Here is a 16,868-nt window from a genome sequence, read left to right as displayed (position 1 = left end):
CTGAAGGTCCTGCATGTCATCACCGGCCTCGGCATCGGCGGCGCCGAGCAGCAACTGCGCCTGATGCTGCGCCAGTTGCCCACCCACAACGAGGTCGTCACCCTCACGGAACCGGGCCCGGTCGCCGACGGCATCGTCGCCGACGGGGTACGCGTCGCCCACCTCGGCATGACCGGGAACCGCGACCTCGCCGCCCTGCCCCGACTGGCGCGCCTGGTCGGACGGGGCCGGTACGACATCGTCCACACCCATCTCTACCGCGCCTGCCTCTACGGCCGGATCGCGGCCCGCATGGCCGGGGTACGGACGATCGTCGCCACCGAACACTCCCTCGGCGCCGTCCAGATCGAGGGCCGGCCGCTGACCACCGGCGCCCGCGCGCTCTACCTCGCCGGGGAGCGGCTCGGCACCGCGACCGTCGCCGTCTCCACCACCGTCGCGCGCCGGCTGGAGCGCTGGGGGGTGCGCCGCGACCGTATCCACGTCGTCCCCAACGGCATCGAGTCCGCGCGCTTCGCCTTCGACGAGAAGGCGCGCCGCGCCGCGCGCGAGCGGCTCGGGCTGGCCGAGGACGCGTTCGTCGTGGGCGGCGTCGGACGGCTCGCCCCCGGCAAGCGGTACGACCGGCTGGTCCGGGCCGTCGCCGAACTGCCGGACGCGCGGCTGCTGTTGGTCGGCGAGGGCCCGGAGCGTACCAATCTGCTGCGGCTCGCCGAGGAGCGCGGCCTGGCCGACCGGATCCTGCTGCCCGGCGCGTGCGAGGACCCGCCGCCCGTCCCGCACCCGGCCGACCTGCCCTCGCTGCTCGCCGCCATGGACGTCTTCGTCTCCACCTCCCACGACGAGGCGTTCGGGCTCGCCGTGATCGAGGCGCTCGCCGCCGGGCTGCCGGTGCTCCACGTGACCTGCCCGGCCCTCCAGGACCTGCCGCCCGAGGCCGCGCCCGGCGCGCGCCGGATCAGCGGCTCCGTCCCCGGGCTCGCCGAGGAGCTGCGGCGGCTGCGGGACCCGCGCCCGCCCCGGCAGCCCGTGCCGTCCGCCGTACGCCACTACGACATCTCCCGCAGCGCCGGGCAGTTGATGGGCGTGTACGAGACCGCCCTCCACCGCCAGGTCCCCACCCGAGAAGCGAGTCGCCCATGACCCAGCAGGCACCCCGACAGGCACACCAGGCCCCCCAGCAGACACCGCAGCAGGCACCCCAGCAGCCGAGCCGCCGGCCGCCCCGGCGCGGCGCTCCCCCCGGCCCGCGCGCGGAGTCCGCGCGGCGCCCGACGGCCCCGGCGCCCCTGCGGCCGTTGAAACAGCTGAGGCGGCTGAGGCGGCTGTTCCGGCCGGTGGTGCTGTCGGCCCGCTGGGTCGTGCCCGCCGCCGTACTGGCCGGGGCGGCGGCCGGTGGCGCGTACGGACTGCTCCTCACCCCCGAGTACGCGGCGACCAGCTATGTCGTCGTCGTACCGACGGAGAAGTCGGAGCCGACCGCCGCGCTCGGCTTCGCGACGGCGTACGGACGGGTCGCCTCGCAGGTTGCGGTGGTCGGCGACGCGGCGGTCTGGGCCGGGGTGTCCGCGCGGACCCTCAAGGAGAACGTCCAGACGGCGACCTCGCCCGACGCGCCGATGATCTCGGTGACGGCGACCTCGTCCGACGCGGCGACCGCCGTGAACATGGCGGACAGCGTGGCGCGCTCACTCGTCCTCAACGGCGGCCACCTGCAGGCCAGTACGCACGTCCGGGTCCTCCAGTTCTCCCGGGCCGTCCCGCCGACGAGCCCGGTCACGCCCTCCGCGCCACTGGCCGCGCTGGTCGGCGGCTGCGCGGGCGGGCTGCTCGGCGGCCTCGGCCTGCTGGTCCGGCCGAAGCGCCGCCCCGGGGCCCTCGCGCACGCCGCGGGGCCGGCGTCCGTGCCCGGCCCCGCGACCGCCTCGGGGACCCCCGGGCCCCCGGCGGTGTCCCCGGCCCCGGCCGCCGCCCCGGCCGCGTCCCCCCAGCCGCGGTCGGAAACGGTCTGATGGCCCCCGGAGCCCGGACGCGGAGCGCCGCGCCCCCCTGTGTCCCCGTATCGGCGTTGCTCACCGCCGCCCGGTCCGGCGCGGCGTTCACCACGGAGGTGTGCCGCGACACCGGCCGGTTCGCCGAACTCGCCCCGGAGTGGGGCACCCTGTACCGCCGCTGCCGTACGGCCACCCCTTTCCAGAGCCACGCGTGGCTGTACTCCTGGTGGCTGTCGTACGGCCAGGGCTGCGGGGCCGGGGGCGCCCGCGGTGGCCGCGCCGGCCGGGCCGCCCGGCGTGTTCGCGGCGGCCGCGGCCGGCTGCGCGTCGTCCTCGTACGCCGGTCGGGGGAGCCCGTCGCGGCGGCCGCGCTCATGCTCACGCACCGCCCCCTGCCCGTCCTCGTCCATCTCGGCGGTTCCATCTCCGACTTCTCCGACGTCCTCCTCGACGACGAGCACGCCGGCACCGCCGCGCCCGCGCTCGCCGACGCCCTCGCGGAGCTGGCCCGTACGGCGGTGATCGACCTGCGCGAGGTACGGCCCGGGGCCGCCGCGGAGCGCGTCTACGACTGCTGGCACGGGCCGCGCCGGCGGCTGACCGACTCCGCCTGCCTGGAACTGCCCGCCGTCCCCATGGACGGACTGCTCGCCAGGCTTCCCGCGGCGCGCGCCCAGCGCGTCCGCGCCAAGCTGCGCAAGCTGGACGCGCTCGGCATCGAGGAGCGGATGGTCGAGGGCGCGGAGATCCCGGCCGCCGTCGAACGGCTGCTGGCGCTGCACCGCCTCCAGTGGCAGGGCCGCGGCGTCACCCCCGAACACCTCAGCGGGCGCTTCGCGGAACACCTCAGCCGGGCCGTGCGTGCCATGGCGGACTCCGGCGACGCGCGGGTCACCGAGTTCACGCTGGCGGGCGCCGTGGTGGCCGCCGACGTCACCCTGATGTCGGGTCAGCTCGCGGGCGGCTATCTGTACGGGGCCGATCCCGAACTGCGCGCCAGGAAGGCGGACGTCGCCACGATGCTGCTGCGCGGCGGCGCGGGATGGATCGGCGCGAGCGGCCGGGCCACCCTGAGCATGCTGCGCGGCAACGAACCGTACAAGCACCACTGGCGCCCGGAGACCGTCACCAACCAGCGGCTGCTGCTCGCGCGCTCCGCCCTCGCGCCCTCCCTGCACCTCCTGGTCGCGCGCGCGGCGGGACGCGGCCGGGCGGCCGAACTGGTGAAGCGGGCGCGGCCCCGGCTGCGGGCACGGAGAGGCGGCGACAAGGGATGACCTCGCCGCCGCCGCTGTCCGTGCCGGGGACGCGACCTCAGACGCGCCGCCACCAGTCGAGACGGATGCAGATCCTGCCGCCCAGCCAGTTCTCCAGCCAGGTACCGAGGTTCAGCGGCCGACAGCCCTGCGGGCGCTCCGGCGTCGGCGTCGTCGGAAGAGTGGGCGTCGGGGTCGGGGCCGGGGTCGGAAGGGTCGGCGGCGTCGGGGGAACGGGCGGCGTCGGGGTCGGCGCGGGCTGCGGCTCGCGTTCGGACAGCGTCGACCGGAACACCTTCGACGACTCGGGATTCCGGTCGCACTGCCAGATTCCGTGGGGGCAGTAATCCGTGACGGTGTTGTACAGCGGCTTGTACGTGTCGATCCATTGCAGCATGCGCCGCATGTACTCGGGGTTGTCCCCATTGCGGAAGAGACCCCATTCCGGATAGGAGACGACCTTTCCATGCGCGGCGGCGAAGTCCACATGCTGCTGGAGACCGTAGTCCTCGGTGACCTGCTCGTCGAAGGTGCGTCCCGGCGGCTGGTCGTACGAGTCCATGCCCACGATGTCCACGACGTCGTCGCCCGGATAACACCGGGTCCAGGGAATGTCGTCGCGTCCCCTGTTCGGGGCGAAATCGAATCGGAATTTCTGTCCGGGCACCTCACGCATGGCGGTGACGATACGGTTCCAGTACGCCTTCCACGCCTCCGGATCAGGACCGCACCGATGCGTGTACGTGTTTCCGTTCATCTCCCAGCCGAGCACGATCACCGTGTCGGGGACACCGAGCGCGACGAGCCGTCGCGCCAGCGTCCTGAAGTGCCCGTCGTACCGGCCGGCCGCCCCCCTGCGCAGCTCACGGCGGACCAGACGGTCGGGTACCCGCTCCTCGTTCCGCTCCAGCATGGGCACGTTGAGGACGAACAGCCGGTCCTCGCGAGCCTTGCGCCACTCGGCCCAGCTCTCCAGGAAGTCCGGCGTGCCCTCGATGTTGGACCACGCGTCCCCGGGGAGATAGGTGTGCCCCACGCGCAATTCCCGGCCGCCGAGCCATTTCTCCATGGCGGCGATGCGCCGTACGCCGTCCCGGCCGTAGTCGAGATACGCGCCCAGGGCGGGTGAGGGGGCCGCGGGCGGCTTCTGTCTTTCCGTACCGGCTTCCGTACCGGTGCCGGATTCCGTGCCGCTTTCCGCAGGGCTTTCCGCGCGGCCTTCCGTACCACCGGAATCCGCCGCGGCTCGCTGAACGGGCAGCGCGGCACCGGAGACAAGAAGGCCGGCCGAGATCACACCGAGACAGGTGGTCGTCAGCCTGCGACGTCGTCGAGGGGTCATGTCCGCTCCTTGCGATCGAACGTGCTTCCGTGGTCGTGGGCCGTGGTCACGATGATCACAAAAGTATTTCTAATGGGCCGGTCGGGAGCCGGGCCTGGTGTTCCAGTAGTCCATTCGTGAATTTCATCCCTCGCATGGGGTATCGAAATGAAGGGCACCACCGTGCCGAGCTTTGACACCCGCGTTCCGGCCGTCCTCGTACGGCTCGACCGGAACCCGTTCCACCACGGCACGCTGGGCGCCGTACGCTCCCTCGGCCGCGCCGGGATCGAGGTGCACGCGGTGATCGAGGGCGCGCGCAGCCCCGTCGGGCGATCCCGCTATCTGCGCCAGGCCCATCTACGGCCCGGACAGGCACCGGAACTGACGGCAACTCCGGAACCGGCCACGGGGCCCGGGGCCGATCTGGCGGAGGTTCAGCGGCTGCTCCTCTCCATCTCGGACCGGCTCACGGCCCCGGCCGTCCTCATCGCGATGGACGACCTGAGCGCGATCGCCGTGGGCCGGCTCCAGCCGGAGCTGGCGGGCCGTTACCTGCTGCCTGAACAGCCGTCAGGGCTGCCCGAGCGCGTCGCGGACAAGGCCGAGCTGGCCGGGATCTGCCAGGAGCTGGGCATGCCGCACCCGCGCACGCTGATCCCGGACGGCGCGGCGGAGGCCGCGGCCGCCGCCTGGTCGCTGGGGCTGCCCGTGGTCGCCAAGTGGAGCAGACCGTGGCTGCTCCCCGAGGGGTCGGGGCTGCGCAGCACGCGCGTGGTCCGCTCCCCCCAGGAGGCGCGCGAGCTGTACGGGCGCAGCGGCGAGGCGGGCAGCAGGCTGCTGCTCCAGGAGTTCCTGCCGCACGGACCCGACCGCGACTGGTTCTTCCACGGGTACAGCGGGCACGGCCCGGCCGGCGGCTGCCCCCGGCTGCTCGGCGCCGCCGGCCGCAAGGACCGGGCCTGGCCGGTGGGCGCGGGACTGACCGCGGTCGGCCGGTGGCTGCCCAACCCGTCCGTGGAGCGACTGGCCGGCGAACTGGTCGCCGCGCTCGGCTACCGGGGGATCCTCGACCTCGACTTCCGCCGGGAGGCCGCGACGGGCGCGTACCACCTGCTCGACTTCAACCCCCGTCCGGGCGCCCAGTTCCGGCTCTTCACCGACCGCTCCGGCACGGACCTGGTCCGCGCGCTCCACCTCGACCTGACCGGGCGCGGCCTTCCGGTGCAGGAGGCGGTGCACGGCCGCGCGTTCGTCGTGGAGAACTACGCGCTGCTGTCGCTCCTCTCCCCGGCAGGGAAGGGCGCCCGGCGGAGGTCCGGGACGCCGCGCCGGTCCACGGAGACGGCGTGGTGGGCGCTGGACGATCCGCTGCCCGCGTGCGCGATGGCCGTCGCGTGGGGGGCGCATCTCGGGCGCCGCGGCTGGCGGCTGCTGCGCCGCGTCCTGCCGTACCGGCGCACGGGGGAGGCGGGACGGTCGCCGCGCACCCCGCCCGTACGGCAGCGGCGCGGCAGCCCGGACCACGCCGACCACTCCGACCATGCCGACCATGCCGACAACCAGGACCACACAGACCACACAGGTCCCCTGGACGACGCCCCCGCACCGCGCCGTACCCGATGAACCTGGCCCGACCCTTCCCGACCCTGCCAACCCCCTGGCCCAACAGACACACACAGAGAGCGGGACACACCATGCACGACCTGGTAGTTGTGGGCGCCGGCCCCTACGGACTCTCGATCGCCGCGCACGCCGCCGCGGCCGGGCTCGACCTGCGAGTGTTCGGCACGCCGATGGCCTCGTGGCGGGAGCACATGCCGCCGGGGATGTTCCTGAAGTCCGAACCGTGGGCGTCGAACCTCTCCGACCCGAAGGGGGCCTTCGGCCTCGCCGCCTACGCCGCCACCCTCGGGATGGAGGCCCGGCACGGCGTTCCGCTGCCGGTCGGCCTCTTCGCCTCGTACGGCCTGTGGTTCGCCGAGCGCGCGGCACCGCCGGTCGACGAACGGAACATCACCTCCGTACGGGCCTGCCCCGGCGGGTTCCGGCTGACCGCCGAGGACGGTGAGCAGGTCCTCGCCCGTACGGTGGCGCTCGCCGTCGGCGTGATGCCGTTCATCGACATCCCCGCGCCGCTGCTCGGGCTCGGCCGCGAGCACGTCACGCACAGCAGCCACCACTGCGATCTGGGGCGCTTCGCGGGCGGTGACGTGACGGTCATCGGGGCGGGCCAGGCGGCCCTGGAGACCGCCGCGCTCCTCGCCGAACAGGGCACGTCCGTACGGCTGGTGGCCCGCTCCGCGCGGCTGAACTGGAACACCCTGCCGCCGCCGCTCGACCGCCCCGCGGGCGCGGCGGCCCGCGCCCCGCACACCGGGCTCGGCTGCGGCTGGAAGAACTGGCTCTACGCGGAGACCCCCGGCGTCTTCCGCCGGTTCCCCGAGGAGACCCGCGCCCGGATCTTCACCTCCGCGCTCGGCCCGGCCGGCGCGTGGTGGCTGCGCGAGCGCTTCGAGTCGGCGGCGCGGATCGAGGTACGGCTCGGCGAGAGCGTGGTGATGGCGGCCCCGGCGGGCGGGCGCCTACGGCTGGAGCTGTTCGCCACCACGGGACGGACGGAGACCGTGGAGACCGACCACGTCATCGCCGCCACCGGCTTCACCCCGGGGCTCGACCGGCTCGGCCTGCTGGAGGGCGGACTCGCCGACGGCCTGCGGACCGTGGGCCCGAGCAGGGCGCCCGAGGCGAGCGCCGCCTTCGAGTCCTCGTACCCGGGCCTCTTCCTGGCCGGCCTGCTGAGCGCACCGTCGTTCGGCCCGTCGATGCGCTTCGTGTACGGGTCGGCCTACACCGCGGAGCGGCTGGTGGCCGGGGTACGACGGCGGGTCGGCGCCCGGGGCGGGCCGCTCGCGAAGGTGCGCCAGCGCCAGGGAACGCGCCAGGGGCAGCTCTCCGCGAAGTGACGGACGGAGGCCGAGTCCCGCCGGGGAGCGGGGACTCGGCCTCCGTCGGGCCGCCCGGCCCGATCACGGGCGGGCGGCGATTCCATGCGTAACGCGGTCAGACGCGGGCCGGGACACGGGTGCGCCGGTACAGCAGCGCACCGCCGAGGATCAGCCCGGCGCTCGCCGCCGCGGCGCCGAGGAGACGCGGGTCTCCGCCGGTGGCCGCGAGCTGCGGATCGCCGGCGGCGGGCGGTGCGGCCGACCTCGCCGCGGGCAGCACGGCGGACGTGACCGGGTGCGCGCCCTCGCCGTGCGGCTCGTGGTGCGGGGGCCCGGCGGGGGAGGACGGGCGTACGGAGCGGTCATCCGGCGGTGTGCTGTCCTCGGGCACCTCGTCGGGCGTCTCCGGACCCTCGGGGGCGGCGGGCCGCTCCGGGGGTGCCGGCGGTGTGCCGTTGGCGCAGGTGTTGCCGAACACCGGGTTGAGGACGCCCACCAGGTCGGCGGAGTTGCCGCAGACGTTCACGGGGACGTCGACCGGTGTCTCGACGCTGTTGCCCGCGAGCACGCCGGGCGAGCCCTTGGCGATGCTGCTGGCCTCGCTGCCGGATCCGGTGACCGCCTGGTGGGGAGCGCCGGGGGAGCCGTGCTGCGGGGCGTCGTACTGCGGGGGAGCGTGGTGCTGCTGAGGAGTGTCCTGCCCGTGCGGACCATGATGCTGCTGAGGCATGTGGTGCTGCTGAGGCGCGTGGTGCTCCGGCGGGTGCGACACGTTGGCGCAGGTGTTGCCGAAGGCGGGGTTGAGGACACCCACGGGGTCCACGGTGTTGCCACAGACGTTCACCGGAATGTCCAGCGGCACCTGGACGTTGTTGCCGGACAGCAGCCCCGGCGACCCGACGGCGGCGCCGTTCGCGTCGGCGGCCTGGGCGTAACCGCCGCCCATGGACAGCACACTGGACGCCGCGGCGGCCGTGAGCAGTCCTTTGCTGATGAGGTCTCGCACTCTGTTTCTCCTCCTGCCGGCGGACCGGCCGGCCGTTGTCGCGGGTGGGAGCCGGGGCCTGATCCGAACGCCAGGCCCCTGCCCACCGAGGCCGGTCCCGGAGCGCGATCGGCACGCGCTCCGGGACCGGAAGGGGGTGTCCCGCGGGACACCCCCGGGACGTCACGGGGTCACAACGTCACTTGTTGACACACTTGTTGCCGGCGGTGGGGTTCAGCAGCGCGATGACGTCGATGCTGTTGCCACAGACGTTGATCGGTACGTGGATGGGAATCTGGACGACATTGCCCGAGAGGACACCCGGGGAACCGACGGCAACGCCCTCGGCGCCCGCGTCGGCCATGGCGGGGGCCGCCGCCCCCATGGCCAGGACCAGCCCGGCGACGATCGTTGCAGCCTTCTTGCACTTCATGATGGATCGAGCCCTTCCGCAGCGGCGAACACATCCGCACGACGGTCGTACGGACACGAGTGGGGGAGCCATCGGCTTCCCGTTCGTACGCCCACTGCTGGAACTCCAACGAGACGGCTGTTCCAAGGAAACTGGCCGGTATTACGATTTTTGCCCTTTCACCCGTTCGCCCCCTTGCGGGATGCCGTTTCCGCGTCGACAGGTCAGGCGGGGAAAGGTGAACGGGCCGTACGGGGCGCCATTGCCCCGTACGGCCCGTTTGGTGCGCGCGAGCGATGTACCGGCTGGCTCAGCCGTTGGCGACACCGTTGCCGGAGAGCACCGGGATGTCGTCCAGGACGTGCGACAGCGGCTCGTCGCCCTTGGCCTGGGTGGAGTTCTCCGCGCACTGCTGGTTCTGCGGGGAGGACAGCACGTTGACGTCCTGGACGGCGACGGCGGCGAGCAGGCCGAAGACCGCACCCACGTTGGCCTTGACCGGCGCGCCGACGCACAGCTTGTTCAGCGAGCCCTGGATCAGCTCCAGCTGAGGGCTCTGATCGCCCTTGGTCACCGCATTGCCGAAGGACTCCCTGGCGCCGTTGCCGCTGAACGACGTGGTGCCGCCGTCATCGGCGATGGCGAGTGCCGGGGCTGCGGCGGCGGCGGTGAGGCCGACGACGGAGACGGCCACGGCCGCACCCGCCATAATCTTCTTGATCACGGTCTGTTCCTTTTCTCAGGAAATGCATGTGGAGCGACCTGACAACCAGACGGCGGTGATTTTGGTTCTCCTCGGTTCTCCTGCTTCACCCGATCGGCTTGCTCCGCCCCGCGAGGTAGATCGCCGGTAATAGGCCGTTGGAGTGAAGCGCCACAACCAAACCGGTGGCAGGGAGTTGCACAGGGGGCCCCGGCGATTTTGGGGCATCCTTCAGAAGGGGACTCATCGTGATCAAGAAGGTTATGGCCGGCGCGGCCGTCGCCGCCTCCGTAGTCGGCGTCTCCGCCGCCACGGCGGCCCCGGCCCTCGCCATCGCCAACGACGGCGGTACCACGTCGGCCAGCGGCAACGGCGCTGAGCAGTGGTACGGCAACTCGGCGACCTACGGCAACATGAGCCCGCAGTTCGCGCTCATCCAGGGCTCGTTCAACAAGCCCTGCATCGCCCTGCCCGCCAAGGCGAACATCGGCGGACTCCTGGGTGTGCTGCCGATCTCGGTCCAGGACCTCAACATCCTGTCGTCCCCGCAGAACCAGCAGTGTGTCGAGAACTCGACGCAGGCCAAGGGTGACGAGGCACTGTCGCACATCCTGGACAACATTCCGATCCTGTCCGGGAACGGCACCGCGAACCGCTGAGAAATCGGCCGTCGGGGCCGGGGCGCCGCTGTTCTCCGCGGCGGTCCGGCCTTTTTGTCTGCGGGGCGGTACTCCATTAGAGGGAACCGCAGAAACTAATCCACCCGTAGGCAGTTGAACGCAATGGATTCCACCGGTGGAGTCCGACTTTCCGGAAAGGTATTTACATGAAGAAGCTGTGGGCGACCGCCGCTGTGGCCGCGACCCTTGTCGGTGCTACGGCCGCCATGGCGTCGCCGGCGCTCGCCATCGCCGATGACGGTGGTACGACGTCCTTCAGCGGCAACGGCGCCGAGCAGAACTTCGGCAACTCGGTGACCAAGGGCGACCAGAGCCCCCAGCTCGGCCTGGTCCAGGGCTCGCTGAACAAGCCCTGCATCGGTCTGCCGGTCAAGGCGAACGTCGGGGGTCTGATCGGTCTCCTCGCGGTCGCGGTCCAGGACGTCAATGTCCTGTCGTCCCCGCAGAACCAGCAGTGTGTCGAGAACTCGACGCAGGCGAAGGGCGACGAGCCGCTGTCGCACATCCTCGACGACATCCCGGTCCTGTCCGGGAACGGCGTCGGCAACCACTGAGAACCCAACTTTCCGGAAGGTATTCACCATGAAGAAGCTGTGGGCAACCGCCGCTGTGGCCACGACCCTCGTCGGCGCGACCGCCGCCATGGCGTCGCCGGCGCTCGCCATCGCCGATGACGGTGGTACGACATCCTTCAGCGGCAACGGCGCGGACAGCTCGTTCGGCAACGCCGTGACCAAGGGCGACCAGAGCCCCCAGCTCGGCCTGGTCCAGGGCTCGCTGAACAAGCCCTGCATCGGTCTGCCGGTCAAGGCGAACGTCGGGGGCCTGATCGGTGGCCTCGCGCTCGCGGTCCAGGACGTCAACGTCCTGTCGTCCCCGCAGAACCAGCAGTGTGTCGAGAACTCGACGCAGGCCAAGGGCGACGAGCCGCTGTCGCACATCCTCGACGACATCCCGGTCCTTTCCGGCAACGGCGTCGCCAACCACTGACGTCACACCCGGAGGCCCGGCCCGGCGGTTCACACCGCGGGGCCGGGCCTCCGGCATGTGCGGGCGGTCCCGGTACGGGCCTCCGGCGTGTGCGGGGTCATTTTGCATACATGGCGTATCGGATACATGATGTATCCGTTGATCGGAGCGCGAGAGAGGGTCCCTTCCATGCCGAAGTCACCGACCAAACGCCGCCCCCTCACGGTGGCCTCGCTGACCGACAGCGCGCTGGCCCTCTTCACGGAGCGCGGCTTCCACGCCACCTCCATCAGCGACATCGTCGAGCGCGCCGGTCTCACCCGGGGCGCCTTCTACTCCAACTACCGCGACAAGGAAGAGCTGTTCCTCGCGCTGTACGACGCGCAGGCCGACCGCCTGCTGGCGGACCTGCGGGCCGAGGCCGCCCGGCTGGACCCGGGCGAGGACCTGGTCGACGGGCTGCTGGCCTACCTGGCGGACCGGGCCGACCGGCAGCGGCAGTGGTTCCTCGTCTCCATGGAGTTCACCCTGCACGCGGCCCGCACCCCCGCCGTGGCCGAGCTGCTGGCCGTCCACGAGGAACGCCTGGTCCAGGGCGTGGCCGGAATGATCACGGAGACCCTGGCCAGGACCGAGCTGCGCCCCACGATCGACGCCGCCGACGGGGCCCGGCTGCTCATCGCCCTGTTCAAGGGCATCAGCGCCCTCGGATCGGCAGGGACCCCCGGGCCCGTCCAAGGGGCGCGGGGGCTCCGGCGGACCGAGGGGCTGTCGCGGCGGATCGCCCCGTACCTCGTCCGCGCCCTGACCACCGCGGCGGACACCCCCCACCCGAACGATTCCGAAGGAACCCCCGAGCGATGAGCGCCGAGCTGTCCGAGCTGTCTGAGCTGTCCGATCCGTCCATATCCGGCGCGGCGCCGTCCCGCGGGTTCGCCGCCGAGCTGCGGGACGCGCTCAGCGCGCGCGGTGTGCTGCTCGTCGTCGGGGGGCTGGTCCTCCAGCTCGCGTTCATCCTGTCGTACATCGGGGCCTTCCACGCGCCCTCCCCGCACCGGATCCCCCTCGCCGTCGTGGCGCCGGGCCAGGTCGCCGCGGGGACCGTCGACCGGCTGGGCGCCCTGGACGGCGAACCCCTCGCACCGCGTACCGCCGCGGACGAGGCCGCCGGGCGCGCGCTGATCCACGACCGCACCGTCGACGCCGTCCTCCTCGTGAACCCGCAGGGCACCGAGGACAGGCTGCTCGTGGCGTCCGCGGGCGGGCCCGCCGTCCCGACCGCGGTCACCCGGATCATCGAGAAGGCCGACGCGGCGCAGAACCGTACGGTCACGACCGAGGACATCCTGCCGCCCGCGGCGGGCGACGGGCGCGGTCTCTCCTCGTTCTACCTGGCCATCGGCTGGATCGTGGGCGGCTATCTCGCCGCGGCCATCCTCGGTGTCGCCTCCGGGGCCCGGCCGGCCAACCTCCACCGTACGGTCGTCAGGCTCGGCGTCCTGGCGGTGTACGCGGTGGTCTCGGGGCTGGGCGGCGCCCTGATCGCGGGGCCCGTGCTCGGGGCGCTGGACGGCCACTTCGCGCAGCTCTGGGCGATCGGCGCGCTGACCGTCTTCGCCGCCGCGGCGGCCACCGTCGCGCTCCAGGTGCTGCTGGGCATCATCGGGATCGGCGTGACGATCCTCGTCTTCGTCGTCCTGGGCAACCCCAGCGCGGGCGGCGCGTTCCCCAGCACGCTGCTGCCGCCGTTCTGGCGGGCCATCGGTGACTACATCCCCACCGGGGCGGGCACCACCGCCGTACGCAACACCGTGTACTTCTCCGGCAACGCCCTCGCGGGACCGCTCTGGGTGCTGGCCGCCTACGCGGTGGCCGGCACCGCGGTCGCCGTGCTCGCCTCGGCCCGCCACCGGGGCGGGCAGGCCGTGGAGACCACGGAGCCTGCCGGGGTGGCGGACCGGGCGGACGTGGCGAGCGGTCAGAGTGTGGAGCGGTAGAGGCCGAACTCGGCGATGCGGGCCTGCTGCCGGGAGGCGAGGACGCGCAGCCGCCAGCGGCGGGCGGTGACCGGGGCGGGCAGCAGCAGGATACGGCTGGCGCCGATCGTGCCCGTACGGGTGACCTCCGTCCAGCCCGTGGACAACTCGGCCTCCACCACGGCCCGTTCGACCTGCTGGCCGTGGCGGATGTTCTCGGCCAGCCGGATCCGGTCGACGGCCGTCGGGCCGGGCAGGTCCAGGGTGAGCGTTCCGGTCGACGGTGCCGGGGCCGTCCACGAGGTGTCCGGGTCGCCGTCGACGGCCCGGCCGGGGTCGGTGCCGTCGCCGCCGGCCCGGGCGCGCCGGGCCAGGTCCTCGGGGAGTTCGCGGCGTACGCGCTCCGCGAAGGCGCTGAGGGCCGCCACGTCCGCCGGGTCGAACTGTCCGCGCCGGTCGGGCGGGACGTTCAGCAGGAGGACCGCGTTACGGCCGACCGACTGGAAGTAGAGGTCGGTGAGCTGCCGGGCCGTCTTGGGGCGTTCGTCCGCGTGGAAGAACCAGCCCGGGCGGATCGACACATCGCACTCGGCGGGCCACCACTGGAGGAAGTCGCTGTTCGGCCGGGCCCGGACCAGGGCGTCGCGGCTGCCCTGGTCGGGGGTGTCGTACGAGAGGGCGAAGTCCGTACGGCCGTTGGCCACCGCCTTGACGGGGACGGTGCTCCACTCGTTCTCGCGGGCCGAACCGCCCTCGTTGCCGACCCAGCGGACATCGGGCCCGGAGACGGCGACGGCCGCCTGCGGGGCGAGGGCGCGGATCAGCTCGTACCAGCTGTCCCAGTCGTAGACCTCGACGTGCTCGGGCGGGATACGGCCCTGGGCGCCGTCGAACCAGACCTCGTCCACGGGGCCGTACTCGGTGAGCACCTCGTAGAGGTGGTTGAGCATATGGGCGCCGTAGTCGGTGGCGGGGAGCCGGAAGACCGGGAGCCCCGGGGCCGGGGAGCCGTCCTGTCCGGCGCGGTCGTCGCCGTCCACCAGGGTGGGGATGGCGCGGGGGGTGCGGGCGCTGCCGTTGGCGTAGACGCCGTGCAGGTACTGGTTCTCGTCGGCGGGGGAGATGTACACGCCGACCTTGATGCCGTGGGCGCGCATCGAGTCCGCGAAGGAGCGCAGCACATCGCCGCGGCCCGCCTCCCAGGTGCTGGAGGCGACGCTGTGGCCGGTGTAGCGGGTGGGGTGGAGAACAAACCCGTCGTGGTGCTTGACGGTGAGGATGGCGAGCGAGAAGCCGCCGTCGCGCAGGGCGCGCGCCCACTGGTCGGTGTCCAGGCCGACGGGCTGGAAGACATCGGGGTCCTCGTCGCCGGTGCCCCATTCGAGGCCGGTGAAGGTGTTCACGCCGAAATGCAGGAACGCGGTCCGCTCCAGCCGCTGCCACGCTATCTGGCGCTCGGTGGGGCGCAGGCCGGCCGCCTTCGCCACGAGCTGGTCGGGGGTGTCGCCGGGGCCGACGGGGACGCGGGAGGCCGTCTCGTCGGCGAGGGTGCCGGTGGCGGAGTCCGTGACGGTGTCCGGGGTACGGCGCGGGGTCGCGTGCGCGTTCGCGTACGGGAGGAGGGTTTCCCCGGCGAGTGCGCCGGCCGCGCCGAGTGCGCCGAGGCCCGCGACGAACGGGCGTCTTCCGAGGGTCATGAGCGGTTTCCCTTCTGCTGCTGCGCCGTGGCGGCGGTGGCCGTCCAGACGGTGGGCGGGCGCTGGTCCGGCGGGTACTGGACCCACCGTCCGTCGGCGGTGAGGACGACGGACATCCGGGTGATCGCGTTGGTGAGGTGGAATCCGCCCTGCGCCGGGACCAGTTGCCAGCGCTGCAGGGTGTTGGCGGCGGAGCAGACCTCCTGGGTGACCTGACTGCCGGGCTCCAGCGGGGTGTTGAGGGTCAGCTTGCCGCTCCTGGTCTCCGCGCACCGGCCCGTGGCGGGGTCGGTGAGGGTGACGTAGCCGTCGGCGGTACGGGTGATCCGGCGGGCGGTGGCGGGAAGTTGGCCGGCCGCGTCGCGCAGCGCGTAGGTGCCGTCGGGCAGCGGTGGGCGGGTGAGGTCGGTGTGGCCCGGCGCGTGTCCGAGGGCATTGGCGCGGGCGGTGAACTCGGCGTAACCCGGGTCGGGGCGCGGGATGCCCCAGGTGGTCTGGGCGATGTAGCGCAGCGGCAGGAACATGCCCGCGGCGACCTCGTTCTCGGTCTCGCCGCGCCCGTTGTCGGGCCAGAGGCTGATCTTCGCGCCGGTGATCCCGGCGGCGGAGGCGACCTTCTCGCCCTCGAAGCTGCGCGGGTCCCAGCCCTGCTCGTACAGGGAGGCGGTGTTCATGTGGAAGCCGCCGCGGATGAGGTAGAGGGAGTACGAGGCGTTCATGAGCGGATAGCCCTGGGCGAGGAGTTCGCTCGGCTTGGTCCTGACGTTGAGCCAGTGCTCGACGGTGGTGCCCGCGGCGACGGGGACGGTGTGGTCGCCGGTCAGTCCGTCGTTCCAGATCCGCAGGCGTTTGCCGCGGTCCGCCGCGTAGGCCTGGACACGGTTGACGAAGTCGATGAAGGCGTCCTGCGGGGTGGCGGTGGGGCCGTACTGGCGGCGCGCGTACTCCAGGATGTGCGGGTACTTCGCGAAGTCGGAGCCGAGCATGTACTCGTCCGCGCCCATGTGCCAGACGGGCGCGGTGAAGACCTCGGCGTACTCGTCCATGAGGCTGGTGTAGTAGGAGAAGGCGGCCGGGCTGGTGACGTCGAGGCGCGAGGGCTGGGCGGCGCCGTCGGAGTCGGTGAGCTGGAGATCGGGGCGGCGCTCGATCCACGGGTCCATGTGGCCGGGGGAGTTGATCTCCGGGACGATGGTGATGTGGTAGCGGTCGCCGAGCGCGACGAGCCGCCGTATCTCGTCCTTGGTGTAGTAGCCCCAGGTGTTGGCCTCCGGGTGGCTGTCGCTCTTCACCTTCAGCTCCAGCAGCAGCTGGTTGAGCTTCAGGTACGCCATGTCGCGGACCAGGTTCTCCAGCCAGTCCGGGGTGATGTGGATGTAGCAGGCGCAGACGCCCACACCCCGCTCCTTGTACGCGGGTACGTCGACGGTGCGGCCCGCGGGGACGCGGTCGGCGGTGGCGAGGAGCTGGAGCAGGGTGCGGGTGCCGTAGAAGGCGCCGGCGGCGGTGGCTCCGGTGATCCGGACCCGGTCGGTGACGCCGAGTTCGTATCCCTCGGCCCCCAGGGTGCCGTCCCGCCCGGGGTCGGTCGCGATCAGGATGTCCCCGGGGCGGCCGCTGCCGCGTACGGCGGCGACGGGGACGGAGCCCCGGCCCGCGGCGCCGAGGTCCTCGGCGAGGGTGTCGGCGGTGCGGCGCGCGGCGGCGTCGCCCGGGGGGACGACGAGCCGGGTGGCGCCGGTGAAGGTGAACTCACCGGACTGCGCGGTCCAGTTGGTGAGGGCGGGGACGGTACGGGGAGCGGTGGCCTTGGTGGCGGCCTCGGTGGCGGGTGCGGCCGGCGCGGCGGGTGCGGCGGGTGCGGCCGGCGCGATCCCCGTGACCAGCAGCAGTGCTGTCACGAGGACCCCGGTGAGCCGCGCTATCC

The 16,868-nt window shown here is 72.8% G+C and carries 16 protein-coding genes; 10 read left to right on the top strand and 6 right to left on the bottom strand.

The genetic code is table 11. The features are described from left to right. Genes ACFXKG_RS00465 through ACFXKG_RS00455 form a run of 3 tightly spaced genes read left to right on the top strand, consistent with a single transcriptional unit; the run spans position 1 to position 3,271 of the window. Entirely contained in the window at positions 1 to 1,143 is a 1,143-nt protein-coding gene (locus ACFXKG_RS00465; protein ID WP_384831683.1) for a glycosyltransferase, read from the top strand. Continuing rightward, complete coding sequence (locus ACFXKG_RS00460; protein ID WP_384829978.1) at positions 1,140 to 2,012, top strand: lipopolysaccharide biosynthesis protein; 873 nt, start codon at positions 1,140 to 1,142, stop codon at positions 2,010 to 2,012. The genes ACFXKG_RS00465 and ACFXKG_RS00460 overlap by 4 nt, the downstream gene beginning before the upstream one ends. Next, positions 2,012 to 3,271: a GNAT family N-acetyltransferase gene (locus ACFXKG_RS00455; protein WP_384829975.1), complete on the top strand. Its 1,260-nt coding sequence runs from the start codon at positions 2,012 to 2,014 to the stop codon at positions 3,269 to 3,271. Before ACFXKG_RS00460 ends, ACFXKG_RS00455 begins: the two co-directional genes overlap by 1 nt. 37 nt (positions 3,272 to 3,308) lie before the next feature. Here the strand turns inward: ACFXKG_RS00455 and ACFXKG_RS00450 are convergent, their stop codons facing one another. Continuing rightward, positions 3,309 to 4,592, bottom strand: a complete 1,284-nt coding sequence (locus ACFXKG_RS00450; protein WP_384829972.1) for a glycoside hydrolase family 26 protein — start codon at positions 4,590 to 4,592, stop codon at positions 3,309 to 3,311. A gap of 147 nt (positions 4,593 to 4,739) precedes the next feature. Between ACFXKG_RS00450 and ACFXKG_RS00445 the strand changes: the two genes are divergently transcribed. Together ACFXKG_RS00445 and ACFXKG_RS00440 are read left to right on the top strand one after the other, a co-directional pair. Continuing rightward, entirely contained in the window at positions 4,740 to 6,197 is a 1,458-nt protein-coding gene (locus ACFXKG_RS00445) for an ATP-grasp domain-containing protein (RefSeq protein WP_384829969.1), read from the top strand. A 71-nt stretch (positions 6,198 to 6,268) separates the two neighbouring features. After that, on the top strand, positions 6,269 to 7,537 hold the full coding sequence (locus tag ACFXKG_RS00440; protein ID WP_384829966.1) for an FAD-dependent oxidoreductase: 1,269 nt from the start codon (positions 6,269 to 6,271) through the stop codon (positions 7,535 to 7,537). A gap of 97 nt (positions 7,538 to 7,634) precedes the next feature. Here ACFXKG_RS00440 and ACFXKG_RS00435 read toward each other — a convergent pair whose 3' ends face one another. The 3 genes from ACFXKG_RS00435 to ACFXKG_RS00425 all read right to left on the bottom strand — a co-directional run bounded on the left by ACFXKG_RS00435 (position 7,635) and on the right by ACFXKG_RS00425 (position 9,637). After that, complete coding sequence (locus ACFXKG_RS00435) at positions 7,635 to 8,525, bottom strand: chaplin (RefSeq protein ID WP_384829963.1); 891 nt, start codon at positions 8,523 to 8,525, stop codon at positions 7,635 to 7,637. Between the two features lie 178 nt (positions 8,526 to 8,703). Continuing rightward, entirely contained in the window at positions 8,704 to 8,937 is a 234-nt protein-coding gene (locus ACFXKG_RS00430) for a chaplin (protein WP_384829961.1), read from the bottom strand. 289 nt (positions 8,938 to 9,226) lie between these two features. Next, positions 9,227 to 9,637 (bottom strand): rodlin, encoded by a 411-nt coding sequence (locus tag ACFXKG_RS00425; protein ID WP_382886709.1) that lies wholly within the window; start codon positions 9,635 to 9,637, stop codon positions 9,227 to 9,229. Between the two features lie 230 nt (positions 9,638 to 9,867). On the opposite strand from ACFXKG_RS00425, the gene ACFXKG_RS00420 reads away from it, so the two are divergent. From ACFXKG_RS00420 to ACFXKG_RS00400, 5 genes are all read left to right on the top strand, one after another. Continuing rightward, positions 9,868 to 10,278 carry a rodlin gene (locus ACFXKG_RS00420; RefSeq protein WP_382886180.1) on the top strand — a complete coding sequence of 137 codons (411 nt, stop codon included), beginning with the start codon at positions 9,868 to 9,870 and terminating at the stop codon, positions 10,276 to 10,278. Positions 10,279 to 10,445: 167 nt separating this feature from the next. Further along, positions 10,446 to 10,853, top strand: coding sequence for a rodlin (locus tag ACFXKG_RS00415; protein WP_384829957.1), 408 nt, complete (start codon positions 10,446 to 10,448; stop codon positions 10,851 to 10,853). A 28-nt stretch (positions 10,854 to 10,881) separates the two neighbouring features. Continuing rightward, positions 10,882 to 11,289: a rodlin gene (locus ACFXKG_RS00410; protein WP_384829954.1), complete on the top strand. Its 408-nt coding sequence runs from the start codon at positions 10,882 to 10,884 to the stop codon at positions 11,287 to 11,289. Positions 11,290 to 11,457: 168 nt separating this feature from the next. Then, the gene (locus ACFXKG_RS00405; protein ID WP_384829951.1) at positions 11,458 to 12,132 is read left to right on the top strand and encodes a TetR/AcrR family transcriptional regulator; all 675 of its coding nucleotides are present in this window, start codon (positions 11,458 to 11,460) and stop codon (positions 12,130 to 12,132) included. Continuing rightward, positions 12,129 to 13,265 (top strand): DUF3533 domain-containing protein, encoded by a 1,137-nt coding sequence (locus ACFXKG_RS00400; RefSeq protein ID WP_384829948.1) that lies wholly within the window; start codon positions 12,129 to 12,131, stop codon positions 13,263 to 13,265. Before ACFXKG_RS00405 ends, ACFXKG_RS00400 begins: the two co-directional genes overlap by 4 nt. Here ACFXKG_RS00400 and ACFXKG_RS00395 read toward each other — a convergent pair. Together ACFXKG_RS00395 and ACFXKG_RS00390 are read right to left on the bottom strand one after the other, a co-directional pair. Further along, complete coding sequence (locus tag ACFXKG_RS00395; protein WP_384829946.1) at positions 13,247 to 14,941, bottom strand: alpha-L-fucosidase; 1,695 nt, start codon at positions 14,939 to 14,941, stop codon at positions 13,247 to 13,249. The two genes, ACFXKG_RS00400 and ACFXKG_RS00395, sit on opposite strands and share 19 nt — an antisense overlap. Then, positions 14,938 to 16,842 carry a family 20 glycosylhydrolase gene (locus ACFXKG_RS00390; protein WP_384829943.1) on the bottom strand — a complete coding sequence of 635 codons (1,905 nt, stop codon included), beginning with the start codon at positions 16,840 to 16,842 and terminating at the stop codon, positions 14,938 to 14,940. Before ACFXKG_RS00390 ends, ACFXKG_RS00395 begins: the two co-directional genes overlap by 4 nt. Positions 16,843 to 16,868: the final 26 nt, after the last annotated feature.

Origin of the sequence: Streptomyces sp. NPDC059255 (genome assembly GCF_042752355.1) — a bacterium.
Lineage (GTDB): Bacteria > Actinomycetota > Actinomycetes > Streptomycetales > Streptomycetaceae > Streptomyces.
This window is presented reverse-complemented; position numbering and strand designations above follow the sequence as displayed.

Coding starts and splice junctions, on each gene's coding strand:
- ACFXKG_RS00460 (WP_384829978.1), top strand. CDS start 1,140: ATGACCCAGCAGGCACCCCGACAGGCACACCAGGCCCCCCAGCAGACA.
- ACFXKG_RS00455 (WP_384829975.1), top strand. CDS start 2,012: ATGGCCCCCGGAGCCCGGACGCGGAGCGCCGCGCCCCCCTGTGTCCCC.
- ACFXKG_RS00450 (WP_384829972.1), bottom strand. CDS start 4,592: ATGACCCCTCGACGACGTCGCAGGCTGACGACCACCTGTCTCGGTGTG.
- ACFXKG_RS00445 (WP_384829969.1), top strand. CDS start 4,740: ATGAAGGGCACCACCGTGCCGAGCTTTGACACCCGCGTTCCGGCCGTC.
- ACFXKG_RS00440 (WP_384829966.1), top strand. CDS start 6,269: ATGCACGACCTGGTAGTTGTGGGCGCCGGCCCCTACGGACTCTCGATC.
- ACFXKG_RS00430 (WP_384829961.1), bottom strand. CDS start 8,937: ATGAAGTGCAAGAAGGCTGCAACGATCGTCGCCGGGCTGGTCCTGGCC.
- ACFXKG_RS00415 (WP_384829957.1), top strand. CDS start 10,446: ATGAAGAAGCTGTGGGCGACCGCCGCTGTGGCCGCGACCCTTGTCGGT.
- ACFXKG_RS00410 (WP_384829954.1), top strand. CDS start 10,882: ATGAAGAAGCTGTGGGCAACCGCCGCTGTGGCCACGACCCTCGTCGGC.
- ACFXKG_RS00405 (WP_384829951.1), top strand. CDS start 11,458: ATGCCGAAGTCACCGACCAAACGCCGCCCCCTCACGGTGGCCTCGCTG.
- ACFXKG_RS00400 (WP_384829948.1), top strand. CDS start 12,129: ATGAGCGCCGAGCTGTCCGAGCTGTCTGAGCTGTCCGATCCGTCCATA.
- ACFXKG_RS00395 (WP_384829946.1), bottom strand. CDS start 14,941: ATGACCCTCGGAAGACGCCCGTTCGTCGCGGGCCTCGGCGCACTCGGC.